The sequence below is a fragment of the Thermomonospora curvata DSM 43183 genome, from assembly GCF_000024385.1.
GTDB classification, from domain to species: domain Bacteria; phylum Actinomycetota; class Actinomycetes; order Streptosporangiales; family Streptosporangiaceae; genus Thermomonospora; species Thermomonospora curvata.
On record NC_013510.1, the window covers coordinates 2,463,500 to 2,485,547 of the forward strand.

The 22,048-nt window shown below is 71.7% G+C and carries 20 protein-coding genes; 18 read left to right on the top strand and 2 right to left on the bottom strand.

Going from position 1 to position 22,048, the window contains the following annotated elements:
• Positions 1–51: 51 nt before the first annotated feature.
• Positions 52–2,211 (bottom strand): elongation factor G-like protein EF-G2, encoded by a 2,160-nt coding sequence (locus tag TCUR_RS10385; protein ID WP_012852449.1) that lies wholly within the window; start codon positions 2,209–2,211, stop codon positions 52–54.
• Positions 2,212–2,548: 337 nt separating this feature from the next.
• On the opposite strand from TCUR_RS10385, the gene pgsA reads away from it, so the two are divergent.
• The 18 genes from pgsA (at position 2,549) to TCUR_RS28355 (ending at position 20,529) form a co-directional block, all read left to right on the top strand.
• A complete protein-coding gene (gene pgsA, locus TCUR_RS10390) occupies positions 2,549–3,199 on the top strand; it encodes a phosphatidylinositol phosphate synthase (RefSeq protein WP_012852450.1) in 651 nt (216 codons plus the stop codon).
• On the top strand, positions 3,196–4,110 hold the full coding sequence (locus TCUR_RS10395) for a phosphatidylinositol mannoside acyltransferase (protein WP_012852451.1): 915 nt from the start codon (positions 3,196–3,198) through the stop codon (positions 4,108–4,110). The genes pgsA and TCUR_RS10395 overlap by 4 nt, the downstream gene beginning before the upstream one ends.
• Positions 4,107–5,273, top strand: a complete 1,167-nt coding sequence (locus TCUR_RS10400; protein ID WP_012852452.1) for a glycosyltransferase family 4 protein — start codon at positions 4,107–4,109, stop codon at positions 5,271–5,273. The genes TCUR_RS10395 and TCUR_RS10400 overlap by 4 nt, the downstream gene beginning before the upstream one ends.
• On the top strand, positions 5,273–5,824 hold the full coding sequence (locus TCUR_RS10405) for a hypothetical protein (protein WP_012852453.1): 552 nt from the start codon (positions 5,273–5,275) through the stop codon (positions 5,822–5,824). Before TCUR_RS10400 ends, TCUR_RS10405 begins: the two co-directional genes overlap by 1 nt.
• A gap of 186 nt (positions 5,825–6,010) precedes the next feature.
• The gene (locus TCUR_RS10410) at positions 6,011–7,015 is read left to right on the top strand and encodes a DUF3048 domain-containing protein (RefSeq protein WP_041439508.1); all 1,005 of its coding nucleotides are present in this window, start codon (positions 6,011–6,013) and stop codon (positions 7,013–7,015) included.
• 142 nt (positions 7,016–7,157) lie between these two features.
• A complete protein-coding gene (gene pdxS, locus TCUR_RS10415; protein WP_012852455.1) occupies positions 7,158–8,075 on the top strand; it encodes a pyridoxal 5'-phosphate synthase lyase subunit PdxS in 918 nt (305 codons plus the stop codon).
• A gap of 121 nt (positions 8,076–8,196) precedes the next feature.
• Positions 8,197–8,811 (top strand): DUF6928 family protein, encoded by a 615-nt coding sequence (locus TCUR_RS10420; protein WP_012852456.1) that lies wholly within the window; start codon positions 8,197–8,199, stop codon positions 8,809–8,811.
• 79 nt (positions 8,812–8,890) lie between these two features.
• Complete coding sequence (gene pdxT / locus TCUR_RS10425; protein WP_012852457.1) at positions 8,891–9,550, top strand: pyridoxal 5'-phosphate synthase glutaminase subunit PdxT; 660 nt, start codon at positions 8,891–8,893, stop codon at positions 9,548–9,550.
• A 3-nt stretch (positions 9,551–9,553) separates the two neighbouring features.
• Complete coding sequence (locus TCUR_RS10430) at positions 9,554–10,303, top strand: YebC/PmpR family DNA-binding transcriptional regulator (protein WP_012852458.1); 750 nt, start codon at positions 9,554–9,556, stop codon at positions 10,301–10,303.
• A gap of 158 nt (positions 10,304–10,461) precedes the next feature.
• On the top strand, positions 10,462–10,992 hold the full coding sequence (gene ruvC, locus TCUR_RS10435; protein ID WP_012852459.1) for a crossover junction endodeoxyribonuclease RuvC: 531 nt from the start codon (positions 10,462–10,464) through the stop codon (positions 10,990–10,992).
• Entirely contained in the window at positions 10,989–11,597 is a 609-nt protein-coding gene (gene ruvA / locus TCUR_RS10440; RefSeq protein ID WP_012852460.1) for a Holliday junction branch migration protein RuvA, read from the top strand. Before ruvC ends, ruvA begins: the two co-directional genes overlap by 4 nt.
• Positions 11,594–12,655, top strand: coding sequence for a Holliday junction branch migration DNA helicase RuvB (gene ruvB, locus TCUR_RS10445; protein ID WP_012852461.1), 1,062 nt, complete (start codon positions 11,594–11,596; stop codon positions 12,653–12,655). Before ruvA ends, ruvB begins: the two co-directional genes overlap by 4 nt.
• Before the next feature lie 163 nt (positions 12,656–12,818).
• A complete protein-coding gene (yajC, locus tag TCUR_RS10450) occupies positions 12,819–13,223 on the top strand; it encodes a preprotein translocase subunit YajC (protein ID WP_012852462.1) in 405 nt (134 codons plus the stop codon).
• Between the two features lie 52 nt (positions 13,224–13,275).
• The gene (gene secD / locus TCUR_RS10455) at positions 13,276–15,030 is read left to right on the top strand and encodes a protein translocase subunit SecD (protein ID WP_012852463.1); all 1,755 of its coding nucleotides are present in this window, start codon (positions 13,276–13,278) and stop codon (positions 15,028–15,030) included.
• Positions 15,030–16,202, top strand: a complete 1,173-nt coding sequence (gene secF / locus TCUR_RS10460; protein WP_012852464.1) for a protein translocase subunit SecF — start codon at positions 15,030–15,032, stop codon at positions 16,200–16,202. Before secD ends, secF begins: the two co-directional genes overlap by 1 nt.
• Before the next feature lie 4 nt (positions 16,203–16,206).
• Complete coding sequence (locus TCUR_RS10465; RefSeq protein ID WP_012852465.1) at positions 16,207–16,734, top strand: adenine phosphoribosyltransferase; 528 nt, start codon at positions 16,207–16,209, stop codon at positions 16,732–16,734.
• Positions 16,735–17,122: 388 nt separating this feature from the next.
• Positions 17,123–19,303 (top strand): RelA/SpoT family protein, encoded by a 2,181-nt coding sequence (locus tag TCUR_RS10470; RefSeq protein WP_041439511.1) that lies wholly within the window; start codon positions 17,123–17,125, stop codon positions 19,301–19,303.
• Complete coding sequence (locus tag TCUR_RS28355; protein WP_012852467.1) at positions 19,300–20,529, top strand: glycosyltransferase 87 family protein; 1,230 nt, start codon at positions 19,300–19,302, stop codon at positions 20,527–20,529. The genes TCUR_RS10470 and TCUR_RS28355 overlap by 4 nt, the downstream gene beginning before the upstream one ends.
• A gap of 244 nt (positions 20,530–20,773) precedes the next feature.
• Here the strand turns inward: TCUR_RS28355 and TCUR_RS10480 are convergent, their stop codons facing one another.
• Entirely contained in the window at positions 20,774–22,015 is a 1,242-nt protein-coding gene (locus tag TCUR_RS10480) for a DUF349 domain-containing protein (RefSeq protein ID WP_041439513.1), read from the bottom strand.
• Positions 22,016–22,048 lie beyond the last annotated feature (33 nt).

The following is a 22,048-nucleotide window of genomic DNA, read 5'->3' on the forward strand; positions in this document are numbered from 1 at the left end:
GGGCCCGCGGCGCCGGGCGGCCCGCTTCCCGCCGGGCCGCCCGGCCGGGCGCTACCTGGCGACGGCGGCCAGCTTGTCGGCGGTCACCTTGTCGGCCAGGTGCGACGGCAGCGGCTCATACCGCAGGAAGGAGCGGCGGAAGGTGCCGGTGCCCTGCGTCATCGACCGCAGGTCGATGGCGTAGCGGATGATCTCCAGCTGCGGGATCTCCGCCTTGACCAGCGTCCGGCCGCCCGGCACCGACTCGCTGCCCAGCACCCGGCCGCGCCGCGCCGACAGGTCCGACATCACCGCGCCCACATACTCGTCGGGGATCAGCACCTCCACCTCGTCCACCGGCTCCAGCAGCAGGATCGGGGCCCTGCTCGCGGCGTCCTTGAGGGCCAGCGCCCCGGCGGTCTGGAAGGCCACGTCGGAGGAGTCCACCGAGTGGGCCTTGCCGTCATACAGCGTCACCCGGATGTCCACCACCGGGTAGCCGGCCAGCACGCCCCGGCTCATCTGGGCCTTGACGCCCTTTTCCACCGACGGGATGAACTGCCGCGGGATCACCCCGCCGACGATCTTGTCGACGAACTCAAAACCCGCTCCCGAGCCCAGCGGCTCGACCTCGATGTGGCAGATGCCGTACTGGCCGTGCCCGCCGCTCTGCTTGACGTGCCGGCCCATGCCCTTGGCCTTGCCGCCGAAGGTCTCCCGCAGCGGCACCCGCAGCTCCACGGTCTCCACCGCGACCCCGTACCGGGAGGCCAGCCGGTCCAGCAAGACGTCGGCGTGCGCCTCGCCCATGCACCACAGCACCAGCTGGCGGGTCTCGGCGTTGTTCTCCAGCCGCAGCGTGGGGTCCTCGGCGACCAGCCGGCCGAGGGCCTGGCTGAGCTTGTCCTCATCGGCCTTGGACTTGGCCTGGATCGCCACCGGCAGCAGGGGGTCGGGCATCTGCCAGGGCGTCATCAGCATCGGGGCGTCCTTGGCGGAGATGGTGTCGCCGGTCTCGGCCTGCGACAGCTTGGCGATCGTGCAGATGTCCCCGGCGATGCACGCCCCGATCGGGCGCTGGGTCTTGCCCAGCGGGGACGACAGGGCGCCGATGCGCTCGTCCACATCGTGGTCGGCGTGACCGCGGTCGGCCAGGCCGTGCCCGGAGACGTGCACCACGGTGTCCGGGCGCAGCGTGCCGGAGAACACCCGCACCAGCGAGATCCGCCCCACGTACGGGTCGGAGGTGGTCTTGACCACCTCGGCCACCAGCGGGCCGTCCGGGTCGCACTCCAGCCCCTCGACCGGTTTGCCGTCCACCGTGGTCACCGGCGGCAGGCCGTGCTCCAGGGGGGACGGGAACGCCCGGGTGATGACCTCCAGCAGCTCGGTCATGCCGATGACCGGCCCGGGACGGTCGCCGTGCGGCACCGAGGTGGCCAGCACCGGGTGGAAGCTGCCGCGGGCGACCGCCTTCTTCAGGTCCGTGATCAGCGTCTCGGGGTCGATCTCCTCGCCGGCGAGGTAGCGGTCCATCAGACCCTCGTCCTCGCTTTCGGTGATGATCCCTTCGATCAGGCTCGCCCGCTGCTCTTCGATGCGGTCGGCGTAGGCGGGGTCCACCTCGCACTCCACCCGCCTGCCCGAGGCGTAGTCGAAACAGGTCCGCGACAGCAGCCCATACAGCCGGTCGCCGACCGGGAAGTAACAGGGCATCACCCCGTCACCGAAGGCCTCCTGGCAGGCCGCGACCACCTCGTCGTAGTCGCCCCGCTGCTGGTCGATCTTGGTGATCACCACCGCCCGGGGCATGCCGACGGCGCCGCACTCCTCCCACAGCATCCGGGTCAGGCCGTCGACGCCGTCCACCGCCGACACCACGAACAGCGCCGCGTCGGCGGCCCGCAGCCCGGCCCGCAGATCCCCCACGAAGTCGGGGTAGCCGGGGGTGTCCAGCAGGTTGACCTTGATGCCCTCGTGCACCAGCGGCGTCAGCGTGAGATTGACCGAGCGGCGCTGGCGTATCTCGACCTCGTCGTGGTCGCTGACCGTCGAGCCGTCCTCGATGCGACCGGGCCGCTGGATCGTACCGGTCGCAGCGAGCAGCGCCTCGACGAGCGTGGTCTTGCCGGCCCCGGAATGGCCGACCAGCACCACGTTACGGATCTCACCGGGCCGGGCGGCCTCCGGGGCCCTGCCCGCGGCTCCGGGGTGACCGGTCTTTTCCGCCATGGCATCCTCCCTCACGCGGCGAGCCTTCCCCGGAAGGCCCGCGTGGATACCGGCCCGGTCCGGCCGGATCGGGCCGCTGCCGAGTGCGGCGCCTGGGGGTGACCGGCGTCACACCCGTTGCACCACAATTTCCCGACTCGGCGCCGAAGACAAGGGGCATGACCGGATGCAGCACTCTTGTATGAGCTAATGAGAATTGCCGGAGAGGAGAGCCGGCCGGGAAGATCGTCGTCCCACCCGTCCGACAAGCCTCCCGGTAGATCAGCCACTACGATGGGCGACCCCGGCGTCATGACCGGGAAGCCCCCTTGACAGACGGCAGGTGAATCGGACGGCGATGCTCAACAAACTGCGGCCCGCGCTGGGGCGGGTGCTGACCCCGATCGGCCAGGCCGTGGCGCGCACCGGAGCCTCACCCAACGTGATCACCGTTATCGGCACGGTCGGCACGGTGGCCGGCGCGCTCGGTCTGTTCCCCCGTGGCGAGTTCTTCTGGGGGACAGTGGTGATCACCGCGTTCGTGCTGTTCGACATGCTGGACGGGGCGGTCGCCCGGGTCACCGGCAAGATCAGCAAGTGGGGTGCCTTCCTGGACTCCACCTGCGACCGGGTCGCCGACGCGGCCATCTTCTCCGGGCTGATGATCGGCCTGATCGACCGCGGTGAGCGTTCGCTGGCCTTCGTGGCGCTGTACTGCCTGGTGGCCGGAGTGGTGGTCTCTTACGCCAAGGCCCGCGCCGAAGGGCTGGGCTACACCTGCAACGTCGGGATCGCCGAGCGCTCCGAACGGCTGATCATCGTGCTGGTGGCGGCCGGGCTGGACGGGCTGGGCGTCCCCTATGCGCTGGCCGTCGCCCTGTGGGTGCTGGCCGTGCTGGCCACGTTCACCGTCGGCCAGCGTCTGGCCGCCGTCCGCCGCCAGGCCCTGGCCCCGTCTTCAGGGGCCTCTCCCGAGGCCGGCTCTCGCGTCCCGGAGCCGCATCCATGACCCTTTCCGCCACCGCGCGCCTGCGGGAGGAGGCCACCGACGCCGCCTACGCACTGGGCTGGCGGGTGGTGCGCAAGATGCCCGAGCGAAGCGCGCGGCTGCTGTTCGCCGCGCTGGCCGACCAGACCTGGCAGCGGCACGGCAAGGGAGTGCGGCAACTGGAGAAGAACCTGTGCCGGGTGCTGGGCAAGGACGCCGTCGACGACGAGGTCCGCATCCTCAGCAAGCGGGCGCTGCGCTCCTACATGCGGTACTGGCTGGAGGTCTTCCGGCTGCCGGAGATCAGCCGCGAGCGCATCCTGGGCGACATGCGCGTCAGCGGCCACGAGAAGCTGTTCGCCACCCTCGACTCCGGCCGCGGCGCCGTGCTGGCCCTGCCGCACATGGGCAACTACGAGCAGGCAGGCGCCTGGGTCGGGCTCCAGGGCTACCCGATCACCACCGTCGCCGAACGGCTGCGGCCGCAGTCGCTGTTCGACCGGTTCGTCGCCTTCCGGCAGAGCCTGGGCTTTGAGGTGCTGCCGCTGGGCGGCGGCAACGGCGCCACCGTGTTCGGCACCCTGGCCCGCCGGCTGCGCGCCGGACGGCTGGTCTGCCTGGTCGCCGACCGCGACCTGACCTCCGGCGGGGTGGAGGTGGACTTCTTCGGCAAACCCGCCCGCATGCCCGGCGGCCCGGCCGCCCTGGCGCTGCAGACCGGGACCCCGCTTTATCCCGTCACGCTCTGGTACGACGGTCCCCGCTGGGCCGCGAAGGTCCATGAGGAGATCCCCGTGCCGGACGCCGGCTCCCGCAAGGACAAGGTCCGCGCGATGACCCAGAGCCTCGCCCTGGTCTTCCAAGAAGGCATCGCCCAGCACCCCGAGGACTGGCACATGCTCCAGAAGATCTGGGTGGAGGACCTGGCGTGAAGATCGGCATCGTCTGCCCCTACACCTGGAACGTCCCCGGCGGGGTGCAGCAGCACATCCGGGACCTGGCCGAGGCCCTCATCGCCGCCGGCCACCAGGTCTCCGTGCTCGCCCCCGCCGACGACGACGCCCCCCTGCCCCACTACGTGGTGGGCGCCGGACGCGCGGTGCCGGTCCCCTACAACGGGTCGGTGGCCCGCCTGGCGTTCGGGTTCCTGTCGGCCAGCCGGGTGCGGCGCTGGATCCGCGAGGGCGGCTTCGATGTGCTGCACGTCCACGAACCGGCCGCCCCCTCGCTGGGCATCCTGGCCTGCTGGGCCGCCGACGGCCCCATCGTGGGCACCTTCCACGCCTCCTATGAAAAGTCCCGGGTGGTCTCGGTGACCGCGCCGATCCTGCAGAGCGCCCTGGAGAAGATCACCGGGCGGATCGCGGTGTCGGAGGCCGCCCGCAAGACGCTGGTGGAGCACCTGGGGGGCGATGCGGTGCTGATCCCCAACGGGGTGGCCACCGAACGCTACGCCATGGCCGACCCGCTGCCGGGCTGGCCCGGCCGCGGCGACGGCGCCCAGCCCCGCCCCGGCGGCGGCACCCTCGGCTTCCTGGGCCGCATCGACGAGCCCCGCAAGGGGCTGCAGGTGCTGCTGAAGGCCTTCGCCATCTTGGGCCGGCAGCGTCCCAAGCTCCGGCTGCTGGTGGCCGGCCCCGGCGACGCCGACGACATGATCGCCAAGGAGGTCCCCGCCGACCTGCGCGACCGGGTGGTGCTGCTGGGCATGGTCAGCGAAGAGGACAAGATCCGCGCCTACCACTCGGTGGACGTGTTCGTCGCCCCCAACCTGGGCGGGGAGAGCTTCGGCATCGTGCTGGCCGAGGCCATGTCCGCCGGCGCCCCCATCATCGCCAGCGACATCGAGGCCTTCCGCCGGGTGCTGCTGGACGGCAAGGCCGGCGTGCTGTTCCCGGTCGGCGACCATGAGGCGCTGGCCGCGGCCGCCGCCGAGCTGCTGGACGACCCGGCGCGCCGCAAGCAGCTGTCGGCCGAGGCCCGTGCCGCCGTGCGCGCCTACGACTGGTCCACCGTGGCCCGCGAAGTGGTACGCGTCTATGAGACCGTCGCGGTGGACGGCATGAGCGTCGTCGAGTCCGGAGTCACCGCCTGATGCCGCCTTCCTGGCTGCTGGACGTCCTGCTGGGCGTGGCGTTCCTGGTCCTGGTCGGCATGTACGTCTCCTGGCGGGCCACCAGGCTGGACCGGCTGCATGTGCGGGTGGAGACCGCCCGCGCGGCACTGGACGCCGCGCTGGTGCGCCGCTCGGCCGTGGCCTTGGAGCTGGCCGCCTCCCGGCTGCTGGACCCGGCCACCAGCCTGGTGCTGGCCACCGCCGCCCACCGGGCGCGCACCGCCGACGCCGAAGGCCGCGAGTTCGCCGAAAGCGACCTGTCGCGCGCCCTGCGGGCGGTGGTCGGCCAGCCCGACTTCCGCGCCACCTTGCTGGCCGCCCAGGGCGGCTCCGGGGAGGAGGGCACGGCGCTGCTGGACGAGCTGGACGCCGCCGCCCAGAAGGTCATCTACGCCCGGCGCTTTTACAACGACGCCGTCGCCGCCGCCCGGCTGGCCCGCCGCAAACTGCTGGTCCGGCTGATCCCGCTGGCCGGCCGGGCGCCGTTGCCGGACTTCTTCGAAATCGACGACGCCGCCCCGCGGATCTGAGCCCGCTTCCGGCGCGCCCGGCCCGTGGCCGGTGCCTCGAGGACGGGGCTCGGCTGCGGGAGGCGGCGCATGGCCGGATCCGGGCCTCCCCAAAGCCCGGCGGAGGGCTCTTTGGGGCGCGGAAAGGGCTCACCGGTCGGTTACGCTCTGCACATCGCGCCGCGAACACCGGAGAAAGGGCCGAACGTGCGATTGGTGATGAGCCGGGCCACCGCCGTGCTCGGGATCTGTGCCCTGGGGGCGGCCCTGGCCGCCTGCTCGGGCGGCGACCCCAAGCCGTCCCCCTCCTCGGCGGCCCCCGCCACCACCGCGCCGGCTCCCCCTTACCACCCCTTCACCGGGGGGACCAGCGGGCTGCGCAACCCCGTTCTGGCCGTCAAGATCGAAAACACCCGGCCGGCGCTGCCGCAGTCGGGCGTCCGCGAAGCCGACATCGTCTACGTCGAGCAGATCGAAGGCGGGGAGACCCGCCTGATGGCCGTCTACTCCTCCAAGCTCCCCAAGCGAGTGGGCCCGGTGCGCAGCGCCCGCATCTCCGACCTGCAGATCCTGCGCCAGTACGGGAAACCGGCCTTCGCCTTCTCCGGGGCGCACCCGGAGTTCAAGCCCCAGCTGCGCCGCGCCCCCCTCTATGAGGTCTCCCACGAGACCAGCGAGCCGGCCTACTACCGCTCCCGTGACCGGCGCATCCCCTACAACCTCTATGCCGACCCCGAAAAGCTGCTGAAAGCGGCGCCCAAGGCCGACCTGCCCCGCGACATCGGCTTCCGTTTCGGCCCCGCTCCGGCCGGCGGCAAGCCCACCAAGAGCCACACCGCCCGCTGGCCCGCCGCCCGCATGGGCTTCACCTGGTCGGACAAGGAGAAACGGTGGCTGGTGACCCACGACGGGCGCCCCGACACCGCCGCCGAGGGCGGTGTGCTGGGCGGGCAGACCGTCGTCATCCAGTACGTCAAGACGACCCGCTCCCGCTTCCGGGACGTCCTGGGCGCCTACACCCCCGTCGTGCACACCGTCGGCAGCGGACGGGCCCTGGTGCTGCGCGACGGCATGTCCTATGAGGCCCGCTGGTCGCGGCCCGGCCCCGCACAGGGCACCACCTTCACCACCGCCGGCGGCGAGCCGATGACCTTCGCGCCGGGCCAGGTCTGGATCGTCCTGGTCAACGACGGCAAGCCCGTGATTCCCTGACCGGTGCCGGCCTTCGGGAGGCTCTGTTTCCCGCGACGTGATGCGGATCTCCCGGCGCCGCCCGGTCGCGGCGGGTCAAGCAGGTCGCCGCCAGGCAATACCATGGATAACGTCACAGTCGTCCGTTTCGTGAGGTAAGCCGGTGTCCGCTTCCACTCCCGCCCCCGCTCAGCCCACCCCCGAGACCGGTACCGCCCGGGTCAAGCGGGGCATGGCCGAGATGCTCAAGGGCGGTGTGATCATGGACGTGGTCACACCCGAGCAGGCCAAGATCGCCGAGGATGCCGGTGCGGTCGCCGTGATGGCCTTGGAGAGGGTGCCCGCCGACATCCGCGCCGAAGGCGGCGTGTCCCGGATGAGCGACCCGGAGATGATCGAGGGCATCATCAACGCCGTGTCCATCCCCGTCATGGCCAAGGCCCGCATCGGGCACTTCGTCGAGGCCCAGGTACTGCAGGCGCTCGGGGTGGACTACATCGACGAATCCGAGGTCCTCACCCCCGCCGACTACGAAAACCACATCGACAAGTGGGCCTTCACGGTGCCGTTCGTGTGCGGCGCCACCAACTTGGGCGAGGCGCTGCGCCGCATCAACGAGGGCGCGGCCATGATCCGCTCCAAGGGCGAGGCCGGCACCGGTGACGTCTCCAACGCCGTCACCCACATGCGCCGCATCCGCTCGGAGATCCGGCGGCTGTCGGCGCTGCCCGAAGATGAGCTGTACGTGGCGGCCAAGGAGCTGCAGGCCCCCTACGAGCTGGTCAAGGAGGTCGCCGAGACCGGCAAGCTGCCGGTGGTGCTGTTCACCGCCGGCGGCATCGCCACCCCGGCCGATGCGGCCATGATGATGCAGCTGGGCGCCGACGGCGTGTTCGTCGGCTCGGGCATCTTCAAGTCCGGCGACCCGGTCCGCCGCGCCGAGGCGATCGTCAAGGCCACCACCTTCTACGACGACCCCGATGTGATCGCCAAGGTCTCGCGCGGCCTCGGTGAGGCCATGGTCGGCATCAACGTCGACACGCTGAGCGAGCGCGAGCGGCTGGCCAACCGCGGCTGGTAACCCCGGCCGCACGGCGAGGGCCGATCGGCCCTCGCCGCTCGCCTGCGGGCGGGTTAGGCTGGGCGCGGCTATCGCAAACGCCGATCGTCGGCGGCCCGGGCGACCTCCAGGAGGGGAGACAATGGCCTGGTCGGTTGCGCTCGCCTGTGCCAGCGCCGGACCACCGGCCGAGGTGTTCCGGCCGGGGCTGAGCCTGGACCCGGACGCCGCGGCACGGGTGGCCCGTGGCCTCTACCCGGCGGCCAGGCTCGTGGAGACCGGCGAGACCGTCCTGGACTTCGCGCTGTGGCCGTATGAGGACGAGCTGTTCGTCGGCGCCTACGAGCGGGCGCTGCTGGTGTGCGACCGGCGCCTGTTCGGCATGGACGAGGACGCCCGCCGCATCGCCGACACCGTCGGCACCGCGCTGCCCGGCGGCCAGGGCGGGGTGCTGGTGCTGCACAGCGTGATCTCCGGCTGCTGGTTCCGCCGCTACGAGCACGGCCGGGTGGTCCGCGAGGTGTACGTGACCGCCGAGGACGGCGTGGTGATCGACCAGGGCGAGCGCCTGCCGGCCGAGCGGCCCTACTGGAAGGCCATCGACGCAGGCGCCCAGGACGTGCCGCTGCCGTTCGACCAGGAGTCCTTCGGCCTGGAGCTGGCCCAGACCTACATGCTGGGCCGGGGCATCGCCGACCGCGGCGAGGACGGCTTTTTGCCGTTGGAGCTCCCGCTGCGCCGCTTCAAGATCGGCTGAGGCGGGTCCCGCCGTGCACGCCGCGCGGCGCTGAGCGTTTACTCTCATAGCAGTCCACATGTCCCCAGAAGGGCAGCCCGTGACCGATCCTGTGACCAGTTCCGTGACCGATTCTGTGACCGGCCCGGTGCCGACGATCGGCGTCCTCGCCCTGCAGGGGGATGTGCGTGAGCACGCCCGCGCGCTGCGCTCGGCGGGCGCCCGGGCGGTGCCCGTGCGCCGGCCGCAGGAGCTGGAGCAGGTGGACGGGCTGGTGATCCCGGGCGGGGAGTCGACCACCATGTGGAAGCTGGCCCGGGCCTTCGACCTGCTGGACCCGCTGCGCAAGCGCGTGGAGGCGGGCATGCCGGCCTACGGCTCCTGCGCCGGCATGATCATGCTCGCCGACCGCATCCGGGACGGGGTCGCGGGCCAGGAGACCGTCGGCGGCATCGACATGACGGTCCGCCGCAACGCCTTCGGCCGCCAGGTGGACTCCTTCGAGACCGACGTCACGCTGCCGGTCCTGCAGCCGCCCGGCCCGTTCCGGGCGGTCTTCATCCGCGCTCCCTGGGTGGAGTCGGTCGGTGACTCAGTTGAGATCCTCGGGCGCATCGAGGGGGGTGAGCGGACCGGTAGGATCGTCGCCGTCCGTCAGGGGCGCCTGGTGGCGACCGCGTTCCATCCCGAGCTCACCGGGGACTTTCGCGTGCACCGGTACTTCGCCGAGCTGGTGCGTCAGGCGATGGAAGAGGGGTAGACAATGGCCGGCCATTCCAAATGGGCGACGACCAAGCACAAGAAGGCCGTACTGGACGCCAAGCGCGGCAAGCTGTTCGCCAAGCTCATCAAGAACATCGAGGTGGCGGCGCGCACCGGCGGCGGCGACCCGGACGCCAACCCCACGCTCTATGACGCCATCTACAAGGCCAAGAAGAACTCCGTCCCCAACGACAACATCGAGCGCGCCCGCCGGCGGGGCGCCGGCGAGGAGGCCGGCGGCGCCGACTGGCAGACGGTCATGTACGAGGGCTACGCCCCCGGCGGGGTGGCCCTGCTGATCGAGTGCCTGACCGACAACCGCAACCGGGCCGCCTCGGAGGTCCGCACCGCCGTCACCCGCAACGGCGGCTCCATGGCCGAGCCCGGCTCGGTGTCCTACCTGTTCAACCGCAAGGGCATCATCATCGTCCCCAAGAAGGACGTCACCGAGGACGATGTGATGATGGCCGTGCTGGACGCCGGCGCCGAGGAGGTCAACGACCTCGGCGAGAGCCTCGAGGTCGTCAGCGAGCCCGGCGACCTGGTCGCGGTGCGCACCGCGCTGCAGGAGGCCGGCATCGACTACGAGTCCGCCGAGGCCAAGTGGGTGCCCAGCGTCTCGGTCCCGCTGGATGAGGAGACCGCCAAGAAGGTCTTCCGCCTCATCGAGGCGCTGGAGGACAGCGACGACGTCCAGGAGGTCTTCGCCAACTTCGACGTCTCCGACGAGGTGCTGCAGGCCGTCGGCTGAGGCCGCGCGGCGGCACCGGCCGGCGCCCCGGCGGACGGCCGGGGCCCGCACCGCCCCGCGCGACACGCCCACGGCGGGATGAGCGCAACGTCGGTGTCCGCCGGTAACGTGGCATCGTCGAACAGACGATCGAAGAGCCGACCGAAAGGCGTGATGGCGTGCGTGTGCTGGGCGTCGATCCCGGGCTCACCCGGTGCGGTGTCGGGGTCGTGGACGGCGCCCCGGGCAAACCGCTGCACCTGGTCCACGTCGAGGTGATCCGCACCAGCCCCGACGCCGACATCGCCGAACGGCTGCTGGGCATCGAACGCGGCATCGAGGCACTGCTGGATGAGCACGCCCCCGACGCGGTGGCCGTGGAACGGGTGTTCGCCCAGCACAACGTGAGCACCGTGATGGGCACCGCCCAGGCCGGGGCGATCGCCATCGTGGCCGCCGCCCGCCGCGGCCTGCCGGTCGCGCTGCACACCCCCAGCGAGGCCAAGGCCGCCGTCACCGGCAACGGAAGCGCCGGCAAGGCCCAGGTCACCATGATGGTCACCAGGCTGCTGCGGCTGCCGGCGGCGCCGAGGCCCGCCGACGCCGCCGACGCCCTGGCCCTGGCGATCTGCCATGTGTGGCGGGGCGGCGCCCAGGCCCGGCTGGAGGCGGCCCGCCGGGCGGCGGGATGGACGGGAGGCAGACGATGATCGCCTTTGTCAGCGGGAAGGTGGCCGCCGCCGGGCCCGACCACGCCGTCGTGGACGTGGGCGGGGTGGGGCTGACCCTGCAGTGCACCCCCGCCACGCTGGCCGGCCTGCGGGTCGGCGAGCAGGTCACCGTCCCCACCTCCCTGGTGGTGCGGGAGGACTCCCTGACGCTGTTCGGCTTCGCCGACGACGACGAGCGCGCCGTCTTCGAGCTGCTGCAGACCGCCAGCGGCGTCGGCCCCCGCCTGGCGCTGGCGATGCTGGCGGTGCACAGCCCCAACGCGCTGCGCCGGGCGGTGGCCGCCGGGGACGTGGCCGCTCTCACCAAGGTCCCCGGCATCGGCAAGAAAGGCGCCCAGCGCATCGTGCTGGAACTGAAAGACCGGCTCGGCGCTCCCAGCGGGGAGGAGGAGGCCGCCGCGCCCGCCCCTGCCCGCGCCGAACCCTGGCGCACCCAGGTCCAGACCGGGCTGATCAACCTCGGCTGGTCGGCCAGGGAGGCCGAGGCCGCCGTGGAGGCCGTCGCCGCCGAGCTCGACGGCGGCCCCCTCCCCCCGGTGTCCGCCCTGCTGAAGTCCGCGCTGCGTAAGCTCAGCAAGCCATGAGCGATCACGACCGCCTGGTCTCGCCCCGCGCCGGAGCCGACGGCGAGGAACGCGCCATCGAGGCCGCGCTGCGCCCCAAGCGCCTGGACGACTTCGTCGGCCAGCAGCGCGTCCGCGAGCAGCTGTCGCTGGTGCTGCACAGCGCGCTGCGGCGCGGCCGCACCCCCGACCATGTGCTGCTGTCGGGCGGCCCCGGGCTGGGCAAGACCACCCTCGCCATGATCATCGCAGAGGAGCTGGGCAAGCCGCTGCGCATCACCAGCGGCCCGGCGATCGAACGGGCCGGGGACCTGGCGGCGGTGCTGTCCACCCTCTCCGAGGGGGAGGTGCTGTTCCTGGACGAGATCCACCGGATGGCCCGCCCCGCCGAAGAGATGCTCTACATGGCGATGGAGGACTTCCGGGTGGACGTGGTGGTCGGCAAGGGCCCCGGCGCCACCGCCATCCCCTTGGACATCGCCCCCTTCACGCTGGTGGGCGCCACCACCCGGGCCGGCATGCTGCCCGGCCCGCTGCGCGACCGGTTCGGCTTCGTGGCGCACATGGACTTCTACGAGCCGGCCGAACTGGAGATCATCATCCGCCGCTCGGCCCGGCTGCTGGGCGTGCGGATCGAAGACGACGGCGCCGCCGAGATCGCCGCGCGCTCCCGCGGCACCCCCCGCATCGCCAACCGGCTGCTGCGCCGCGTCCGCGACTACGCCGAGGTCCGCGCCGACGGCGTGATCACCCGGGAGCTGGCGCGGGCCGCGCTGACCCTGTACGAGGTGGACGAGCGCGGCCTGGACCGGCTGGACCGGGCGGTGCTGGGAGCGCTGCTGCGCAAGTTCGGCGGCGGCCCGGTGGGGCTGTCCACGCTGGCGGTGTCGGTGGGGGAGGAGCCGGAGACCGTGGAGGTGGTGGCCGAGCCGTTCCTGGTGCGCCAGGGCCTGCTGGCCCGCACCCCCCGCGGCCGCATCGCCACCCCGGCGGCCTGGCGGCACCTGGGACTCACCCCGCCGCCGTCGGCGCCGCTGGCCGACACCCTGTTCGAGGTGGAGGAGGCGGACTCCGAATAACCGTTCGGGAACTTCCTTCCCGTCCGGCTCGTCCTGTCGTTGCCGGGTGTTCGCGTAGTCTCTACACTCCGGGACTTGTTCGCCGTCCCCAGCCGGCGGTCCTGCGCGTTGACACCAGTCCGGTGAGAGGCTGGGGCAACCCACATTGGAAGGATGCCCTTCAATGGGCGACAGCATGTTGTTGGCACAGACTTCTAGCGGGAGCGGGGCTTTCAACCTGATCCTGCTGCTGGCGATTCCGATCGTCTTTTACCTGCTGCTGATCCGGCCGCAGAACAAGCGCCGCCGTGAGCAGATGCAGATGCTGAACTCGCTGCGGCCCGGCGTGCGCGTCATGACCACCAGCGGGATGTTCGCCGATGTGGTCGCCGTCGACGACGACGGGGTGGTGCTGGAGATCGCCCCCGGCGTCGAGGCCCGGTTCGTCAAGCAGGCCGTGATGAACGTCGTCTCCGACGATGCCGCGGACGGCGATGCGGACGACGAGGCGGATGAGACCGGCGAGGACGCCGGGTCCGGTGTCGAGCTCAGCAAGGACGGCGACAAGAAGCCCGGCGGCACCGACTGAGGCGGACGAGCCCTCTGCCTGACCGAGCTGGAAGCGGAAGAGAACCCCCACATTGGCAGCGCCGCGTACCCCCTCGCGGCCCGGCCGGACGCTCCTTGCGCTCTTTGCCGTCCTGGCCGGGCTGACCGGGGTGATGTTCCTGCACGGACAGACCACCCCCAGGCTCGCCCTCGATCTGGCGGGCGGCACCAGCGTCACGCTCACCGCCGAGACCGAAGGCGGCGGCAGCCCGCCGGATGCGCAGATGCAGCAGGCCGTCAAGATCATCCGTAATCGGGTCAACGGCCTGGGCGTCTCCGAGGCCGAGGTCAGCCGGCAGGGCGCCGACCACATCGTGGTGCAAGTGCCGGGCACCGGCGACCAGCGGAGAGTGGTCGACCTCATCGGCACCACCGCCCAGCTGCAGTTCCGCCAGGTCCTGGTGTCCGCCGGCCCCGGCCCGCTGACGGGGGCCGGTCCGTCCCCCTCGCCCAGCGGCAAGGAGGACAAGGCCGGCCAGAGCCCGGGCCCGTCGCCCTCCGCGACGCCCGCGCCCCAGGCCACCGCCCGGCCGCGGGCGCTGTCCCGGGCGCTGACCGACCCTTCCGCTCAGCCGTCCCCCTCGGCCACCCCCACACCGTCGGCGTCCCTCCCCACCGACCTGCAAGAGCAGCTCGACCAGTTGATCCGCCGGCAGGACGGGCAGCTCGACTACGCGGGCATCGGGGACAAGGCCGTCATCACCCAGTTCGAGCGGCTGGACTGCACCGCCCAGGACAAGAAGGCGCCCGGCGCCGACGACCCGGCCAAGCAGTGGGTGGCCGCCTGCGGGGAGGACGGCTCGGCCAAGTACATCCTCGGCCCGGTACGCGTGGAGGGCCGGCAGATCGACGAGGCCGAGGCCGTACCGCCCAACATGCAGGAGGGCCGGTCCACCTGGTCGGTCCAGCTGAAGTTCAAGTCCCAGGGCGCCCGGCAGTTCGCCGAGCTGACCGAGGAGGCCTACCGCGCCTCGGTGAGCAGCCCGCGCCGGCAGATCGCCATCGTCCTGGACGGGCGGGTGGTCTCGGCCCCCCAGATCAACGAGCCCATCACCGGCGGCACCGCCAGCATCGACGGCCCGGCCGAGACCTTCACCCAGACCTACGCCATCGACCTGGCCAACAAGCTCAAGTACGGGGCGCTGCCGCTGAAGTTCGAACGGGGCCAGGCCGAGACGGTCTCCTCCACGCTGGGCTCCGACCAGCTGGAGAAGGGCATGCAGGCCGGTGCGCTCGGCCTGGCGCTGGTGGTGGCCTACTCGCTGCTGTACTACCGGGGCCTGGGGCTGGTGTCGGTGGCCAGCCTGGCGGTCGCGGCGGCCATCACCTACCTGGCGGTGGTGCTGCTGGGATATGAGGGCACCCTGGGCTTCCGCCTGTCGCTGGCGCACGTCATCGGGCTGATCGTCTCCATCGGCATCGCCGCCGACTCCTTCATCGTCTACTTCGAGCGGCTGCGCGACGAGCTGCGCGAGGGACGCCCGCTGCGCTCTGCGGTGGAGAGCGCCTGGGTGCGGGCCCGGCGCACCATCCTGGTCGCCGACGCGGTGATGTTCATCGGCGCCGCCGTGCTGTATGTGCTGGCGGTCGGCGGTGTGAAGGGCTTTGCGTTCGCGATCGGGCTGACCACGCTGATCGACGTCGTGGTGGTGTTCTTCTTCACCAAGCCGATGGTGACCTTGCTGGCCCGCCGCCGCTTCTTCGCCCGGGGCCACCGCTGGTCGGGTCTGGACCCCGACCGGCTGCGCAAGAGCCGGCCCGCTCCCTCCCTGGCCGAGGAGTCCTGATGCCTGCCATCCGCGCCGTGCTGTCACGGATCTACAAGGGCGAGGTCAGCGCGGACATCGTCGGCCGCCCCAAACTGTGGTACTCGCTGTCGGCGCTGCTGCTGGCGTTCTCCATCGCCGGGCTCCTCGTACGGGGCCTGACCTTCGGCGTGGAGTTCACCGGCGGCTCGGTGTTCACCTTCAAAGCGCCGCAGGCGTCCATCGAGCAGGTGCGCGCCACGGTCGCCGAGGCCGGGGCCCACCAGGTGATCGTGCAGGAGACCGCCACCAGCGGCTGGCGGGTGACCACCGAGTCGCTGAACACCGCCGAGGCCGCCAAGGTGCAGCAGGCCCTGGCCGAGGAGTTCGGCCTGCCCGCCGACCGGGTCAGCTCCCAGATCGTCGGCTCCACCTGGGGCGATGAGATCACCGAGAAGGCCTGGCAGGCGGTACTGATCTTCCTGCTGCTGATCCTGGGCTACCTGTCGGTGGCCTTCGAGTGGCGGATGGCGCTGGCCGCCGTCGTGGCGCTGGTGCACGACCTGGTGATCACCGCGGGCGTCTACGCCTGGTCCGGCTTCGAGGTCACCCCGGCCACGCTGCTGGGCTTTTTGACCATCTTGGGCTACTCGCTCTATGACGCGGTCGTGGTCTTCGACATGATCAAGGAGGTCACCCGCGACCTGGGCGCCCCCGGCAAGCTGAAGACCTACACCCAGGCCGCCGACGAGGCCCTCAGCCGCACCCTGGTGCGCTCGCTGAACACCTCCCTGGTGGCGATCCTGCCGGTGGCCTCGATCCTGTTCGTCGGCACGTTCCTGCTGGGCGCCGGCGCGCTGAAGGACCTGTCGCTGTCGCTGTTCGTGGGCATCGTGGTCGGGACCTACTCCTCGCTGTGCGTGGCGACCCCGCTGCTGGTCCAGCTCAAAGAACGCGAGCCGCGCTACCGGCAGCTGCGGCAGCGGCTGCAGGCCCGGGAGAGCAGCGCCAAGCGGCAGGCCGACAAGAAGACCAAGGCCCCCGTCACCGCCGCGGTGGGAGGCGGCGGCACGGGCGGCGAGACGGACCCGGCGGCCGCCGGCGACCCGGCCGCGGCGCCGCAGGAGCCGGTCCGTAAGGTCAAGGTGGTGCAGACCGGACCGCGCCGCCAGCCCAGACGCGGCACCCGCAGGCAGCGGCGCAGGGGAAGATGAGGCGATGATCGATCTCAGCAAGCTGATCACCGAGCGGATCCGGGACATCCCGGGCTATCCCAAGCCCGGCGTGGTGTTCAAGGACATCACCCCGCTGCTGGCCGACCATGTGACGTTCGCCGGGGTCGTGGACGCGATCGTCGCCCACCACGGCCGCGGCAACGTCGACAAGATCGTCGGCATCGAGGCGCGCGGCTTCATCCTGGCCGCCCCGGTGGCCTACCACTTCGGTGCGGGCTTCGTCCCCGTCCGCAAGAAGGGAAAGCTGCCCGCGCGCACCCACGAGCAGACCTATGATCTGGAGTACGGCACCGAGACGATCGAGATGCACACCGACGCGCTGCGTCCCGGCGAGCGCGTGCTGATCGTCGATGACGTGCTCGCCACCGGGGGCACCGCGCAGGCCGCGGCCGAGCTGGTGCGGCGCGGCGGCGGCGAGGTCGTCGGGCTGTCGGTGCTCATCGAACTGTCCTTCCTGCGGGGAAGGGAGCGGCTGGGGAATCTGGACGTCCACTCCCTGGTTACGGTCTAGTGCCGGAAAACCGGCGGTTAGACTGACCGCAAAGGGGAAAGTGGCGGTTCCGTCCCCGGGACCGGCGGCGGCACCGGACAGGCCGCCGGGAAGGTCCGAGCGGGCAGCCCGGGCAGGGCGCGATCCGCGTTGACGAGGAGGCTGAGTGCCAGGTGAGGTGGTCTCGACCGACGCGGTAGCCAAGGCCCCGCACGGCGGCGGACCGGCGGAGCCCACCGCGAAGTCCGATCCTGCGCGCCCGCAGGAGGCCCCGGACCGCTCCGGGCGCCCACCGGCCGCGCCCTCCTCAGCCGCGGCGCCCCAGCAGGTTGCACCGTCCGCCGCCCCACCGTCGGCCGCCCGCGTCCGGCGCCGCCTCGCCAGGCTGGGCGCGCAACGGGGGACCACCATGAACCCGGTGCTCGAACCACTGATCAGGACCGTTCGCAACACCCATCCCAAGGCCGACATCCGGCTCATCGAACGGGCCTACGAGGTGGCCGCCTACTACCACCGCGACCAAAAGCGCAAAAGCGGTGACCCCTACATCACCCACCCGCTGGCGGTCACCACCATCCTCGCCGAGCTCGGCATGAACACCGAGACGCTGTGCGCGGCGCTGCTCCACGACACCATCGAGGACACCGAGTACACCCTCGAGGAGCTGCGCGAGGAGTTCGGCGAGGAGATCGCCTCGCTGGTCGACGGGGTCACCAAGCTGGACAAGGTCAAATACGGCGACGCCGCCGAGGCCGAGACCGTCCGCAAGATGGTCGTGGCCATGGCCCGCGACATCCGGGTGCTGGTGATCAAGCTCGCCGACCGGCTGCACAACATGCGCACCCTGCGCTACATGCCCCGGCACAAACAGGAGAAGAAGGCCCGCGAGACGCTGGAGGTCTTCGCTCCGCTGGCGCACCGGCTGGGCATGAACACCCTCAAATGGGAACTGGAGGACCTGGCGTTCGCCACCCTCTACCCCAAGCGGTTCGATGAGATCGCCCGCCTGGTGTCCGAACGCGCCCCCCGCCGGGACGTCTACCTGACCGAGGTGATCGACAAGGTCTCCGCCGACCTGCGCGAGGCCAAGATCAAGGCCACGGTCACCGGACGGCCCAAGCACTACTACTCGATCTACCAGAAGATGATCGCCCGCAATGTGGGCTTCGATGAGATCTACGACCTGGTGGGCATCCGGGTGCTGGTGGACACCGTCCGGGACTGCTATGCCACCTTGGGCACCATTCACGCGCGATGGAACCCGGTCCCCGGCCGGTTCAAGGACTACATCGCGATGCCCAAGTTCAACATGTACCAGTCGCTGCACACCACCGTGATCGGCCCCGAGGGCAAGCCGGTGGAGCTGCAGATCCGCACCTGGGGCATGCACCGGCGGGCCGAGTACGGGGTGGCCGCGCACTGGAAGTACAAGGAGGAGACGGTCGGCGGGCGCAAGGCCGCCGACATGCAGTGGCTCAAGCAGCTGCTGGACTGGCAGAAGGAGACCGCCGACCCGGCCGAGTTCCTGGAGGGACTGCGCTTCGACCTGTCGGTGTCGGAGGTGTTCGTCTTCACCCCCAAGGGCGATGTGATCGCCCTGCCGCAGGGCGCCACCCCCGTGGACTTCGCCTACGCCATCCACACCGAGGTCGGCCACCGCTGCATCGGCGCCCGGGTCAACGGGCGGCTGGTGCCGCTGGAGTCCACCCTCGACAACGGCGACCTGGTGGAGGTGTTCACCTCCAAGTCCCCGGACGCCGGTCCCAGCCGCGACTGGCTGAACTTCGTCAAGAGCGCCCGCGCCCGCAACAAGATCAAGCACTGGTTCACCAAGGAGCGCCGCGACACCGCCATCGAAGCGGGCAAGGAGTCCATCGCCCGCGCCATGCGCAAGCAGAACATGCCGCTGCAGCGCATGATGTCCGGCGAGGCGCTGCTGGCGCTGGCCCGCGACATGCGCTACCCGGACGTGTCGGCGCTGTACGCCGCGGTGGGGGAGGGGCACGTCTCCGCCCAGGCGGTGGTGCAACGGCTGGTGGAGGCCCTCGGCGGCGTGGAGAGCGCCGAGGAGGACATGGCCGAGGTCGCCGTGCCGACCCGCCGCAGGCGCCGCAGCCGCCCGGCCGGCGACCCGGGCGTGGTGGTGGCCGGCGGCGACCCGGACGTGTGGGTGCGGCTGTCGCGCTGCTGCACCCCGGTGCCCGGCGATGAGATCGTCGGGTTCGTCACCCGCGGCCACGGGGTGTCGGTGCACCGCACCGACTGCGGCAACGTCGCCAATCTGCGCAACCAGCCCGACCGGCTGATCGACGTCAAGTGGTCGCCGAGCGAGGACTCGGTGTTCCTGGTCTCCATCCAGATGGAGGCGCTGGACAGGCCCCGCCTGCTGTCGGACGTCACCCGCGTGCTGTCGGATCAGCACGTCAACATCCTGTCGGCCTCGGTCACCACCACCCGCGACCGGGTGGCGGTCAGCCGCTTCACCTTCGAGATGGGCGACCCCAAGCACCTGGGGCACGTGCTCAAGGCCGTCCGGTCCGTCGACGGTGTCTATGACGTCTACCGGGTGACCAGCGGCGGCGGCCGGTGAGGACGGCCGCCCCGTGGGCCTGCTGGCTGCTCACCCGCCTGGCCGGCCTGCTGATCATCCTCGACCGCCTGCCCTATCCCCGGCGCACGGAGATCCTCGGCGACCCCGCCATCTACGCCGAGTGGAGCCGGATCCTGGCCGCGGGCGCGTTCCCCGAAGACGATGTGCGCTGGCAGTACCCGCCGCTGGCCGCCCCCGTGATGCTGCTGCCGCGGTGGCTGAGCACGTGGCTGGCCACCTCCTACACCACCGCGTTCGCGCTGGTCGCGCTGGGCGCCGACCTGCTGATCATGTGGCTGCTGACCCGCCGGCGCAGCGGCGGGTCAACAGCCGGGGCCTGGGTGTGGGTGGCCGGGCCGGTGCTGCTGGGCCCGATGAGCTATGTGCGCTATGACCTGATCGTCACGGTCACGGCCGTGGCGGCGCTGCTGATGACCGCCCGCCACCGGATCTTCGGGGCGCTGGCCGCCGTCGGCGCCATGCTGAAGGCCTGGCCGGTGCTGCTGCTTGCGGCGCTGCCCCGCACCCGCGGCGGAGTGCAGGCCGCAGCGGTCTTCGCGGCCGTCTGCGCCGCGGTGCCGGCGGTCTTCGCCCTGCTCCAGGGGAGGGCGCCCTGGAGTTTCCTGGACGCCCAGGCCTCCCGGGGCCTGGAGTGCGAGGCCCTGGCGGCCACCCCGTTCATGCTCGCCCGCCTGGCCTCCTGGGACGGTGCGATCGTCTACCAGTACGGGTCCATGGAGCTGGTCGGTCCCGGCATCGAGCGCACCGCCGCGCTGCTGCCGCCGGTGACGGCCGTGGCGCTGCTCATCGTCGCCGCCCTGGCCTGGCGCGGCACCCGCCGCGCCTGGAACGCCGCCTGGGCGTGCGATGTGGCCTTCGCCGCCGTCCTGGCGGCCGTGGCCACCAGCCGGGTGCTGTCCCCCCAGTACATGTTGTGGCTGCTGGGGCTGGGCGCCGTCTGCCTGGCCCACGGCGGTACCCGGCAGCGGCCCGCCGTCTGGCTGATCCTGGCGGCCACCGCTCTCAGCCAGTACCTCTACCCGATCGCCTGGCCCGACCTGATGGCCGCCCGGCCCGTGGAGACCTGGACGCTGGCCGTCCGCAACCTCCTGGTCCTGGCCGCCACGGTCATCGCCGTCGCCCGCCTGCGCACCGGCCCCGTCACCGAGCCGGCCCCGAGCGCACCGGCTGCTTCCCCCGAGCACGCGGAAACGACGGCCCGCTGAAACCGCCTTGGGGCGGTTTTCCCCGCAGGTGGCCTGTGAACTGGCCGGCTTGATCGACTCGTCCGGCCCAGTAGCGGGATCTGCCTGCCCGCAGGAGGCTCGTTGAACCCGTTTCCGCACTCAGGAGAGAAGTAGCGCGGCCCTTAGGGACGAGCGGCGACCGCCCGGCCGATTGCGGACATGGGCCGCAAACGAACGGGCCCGGCGTCCTCCCCACGCCGGGCCCGCCCGAGTGCGGTCGTGCTCAGCGCGTGAACTCGGCCAGGGTGCGCTCGGCCTCCTCCAGCCAGGCGCGGCGGGCGGTCAGCGCCTCCTCGGCGTCCTTGGCCTCCTTGTCGCGTCCGGCCTCGCGGGCCTGGGCCAGCTGCTTTTCCAGCTGCTCGATGGAGGAGCGCAACTGGGCGACGGTGGCCTCGGCGCGGGCGCGGGCCTCGGGGTTGGTGCGCTGCCACTCGGCCTCCTCGGCCGCGCGGACCGCCTCCTCGACCTTGCGCAGCCGGTTCTCCAGCCGGTCCCGCATGTCCCGCGGCACCGGACCGGCCGCATCCCAGCGCTCCTGGATGGAACGCAGCGCCTGACGGGCCTGGCGGACGTCGCGCACCGGCAGCAGCCGCTCGGCCTCCACCAGCAGCTGCTCCTTGATCTCGGCGTTGCCGCGCAGCTCGTGGTCGCGCTCGGCGTAGGCGGCGGCCCGGGCGGCGAAGAAGGTGTCCTGGGCGGCCTTGAAACGCGCCCACAGCTCCTCTTCGGCCTCCCGGCCGGCCCGTCCGACCGCCTTCCAGCGGCGCATCAGCTCGCGGTAGGCCGCGGCCGTCTCGCTCCAGTCGGTGGAGTCGACCATCGCCTCGGCCTCGGCGACCAGCCGCTCCTTTTCCTTGCGGGCCTGCTCGCGCTGGTCCTCCAGGGAGGCGAAGTACGCCTTGCGGCGCTTGGTGAAGGCGTTGCGGGCCGCCGACAGCCGCTTCCACAGCGCCGCCTCGGTCGGCCGGTCGATGCGGTCGGCGGCCTTCCACTCCTCCACCAGCTGGCGCAGCCGCTCCCCGCCGTTCTTCCAGTGGGTCTCCTCGGCGGCGATCCGCTCGGCCTCGGCGACGATGCGCTCCTTGATGGCGCGGGCCTCGTTGCGGGCGTGCTCGCGCGCCGCCCGCAGCTCCTCGCGCCGCTTGGCCACCAGCTCACTGAGCATGTCCAAGCGGCGCGCCAGCGCGTCCAGGTCGCCGACGGCGTGGGCGTTGGTGACCGACTCGCGCAGCCGGGCGATGGACTGCTCGGCCTGGGCCGGCGACAGGTCGGTGGTGCGGACCCGCTGCTCCAGCAGCTCGACCTCGGTGACCAGCGCCTCGTACTTGCGCCGGAAGTAGGCCAGGGCCTCCTCCGGGGCACCGGCCTGCCACGACCCGACGACCCGCTCGCCGTCGGCCGTCTTCACATAGACCGTGCCGTCCTCGTCAACACGACCGTAGGGATCGGTGGCGCTGGACACCATCTGCCTCCCATCATGGTCCGGTCTTTCTTACCT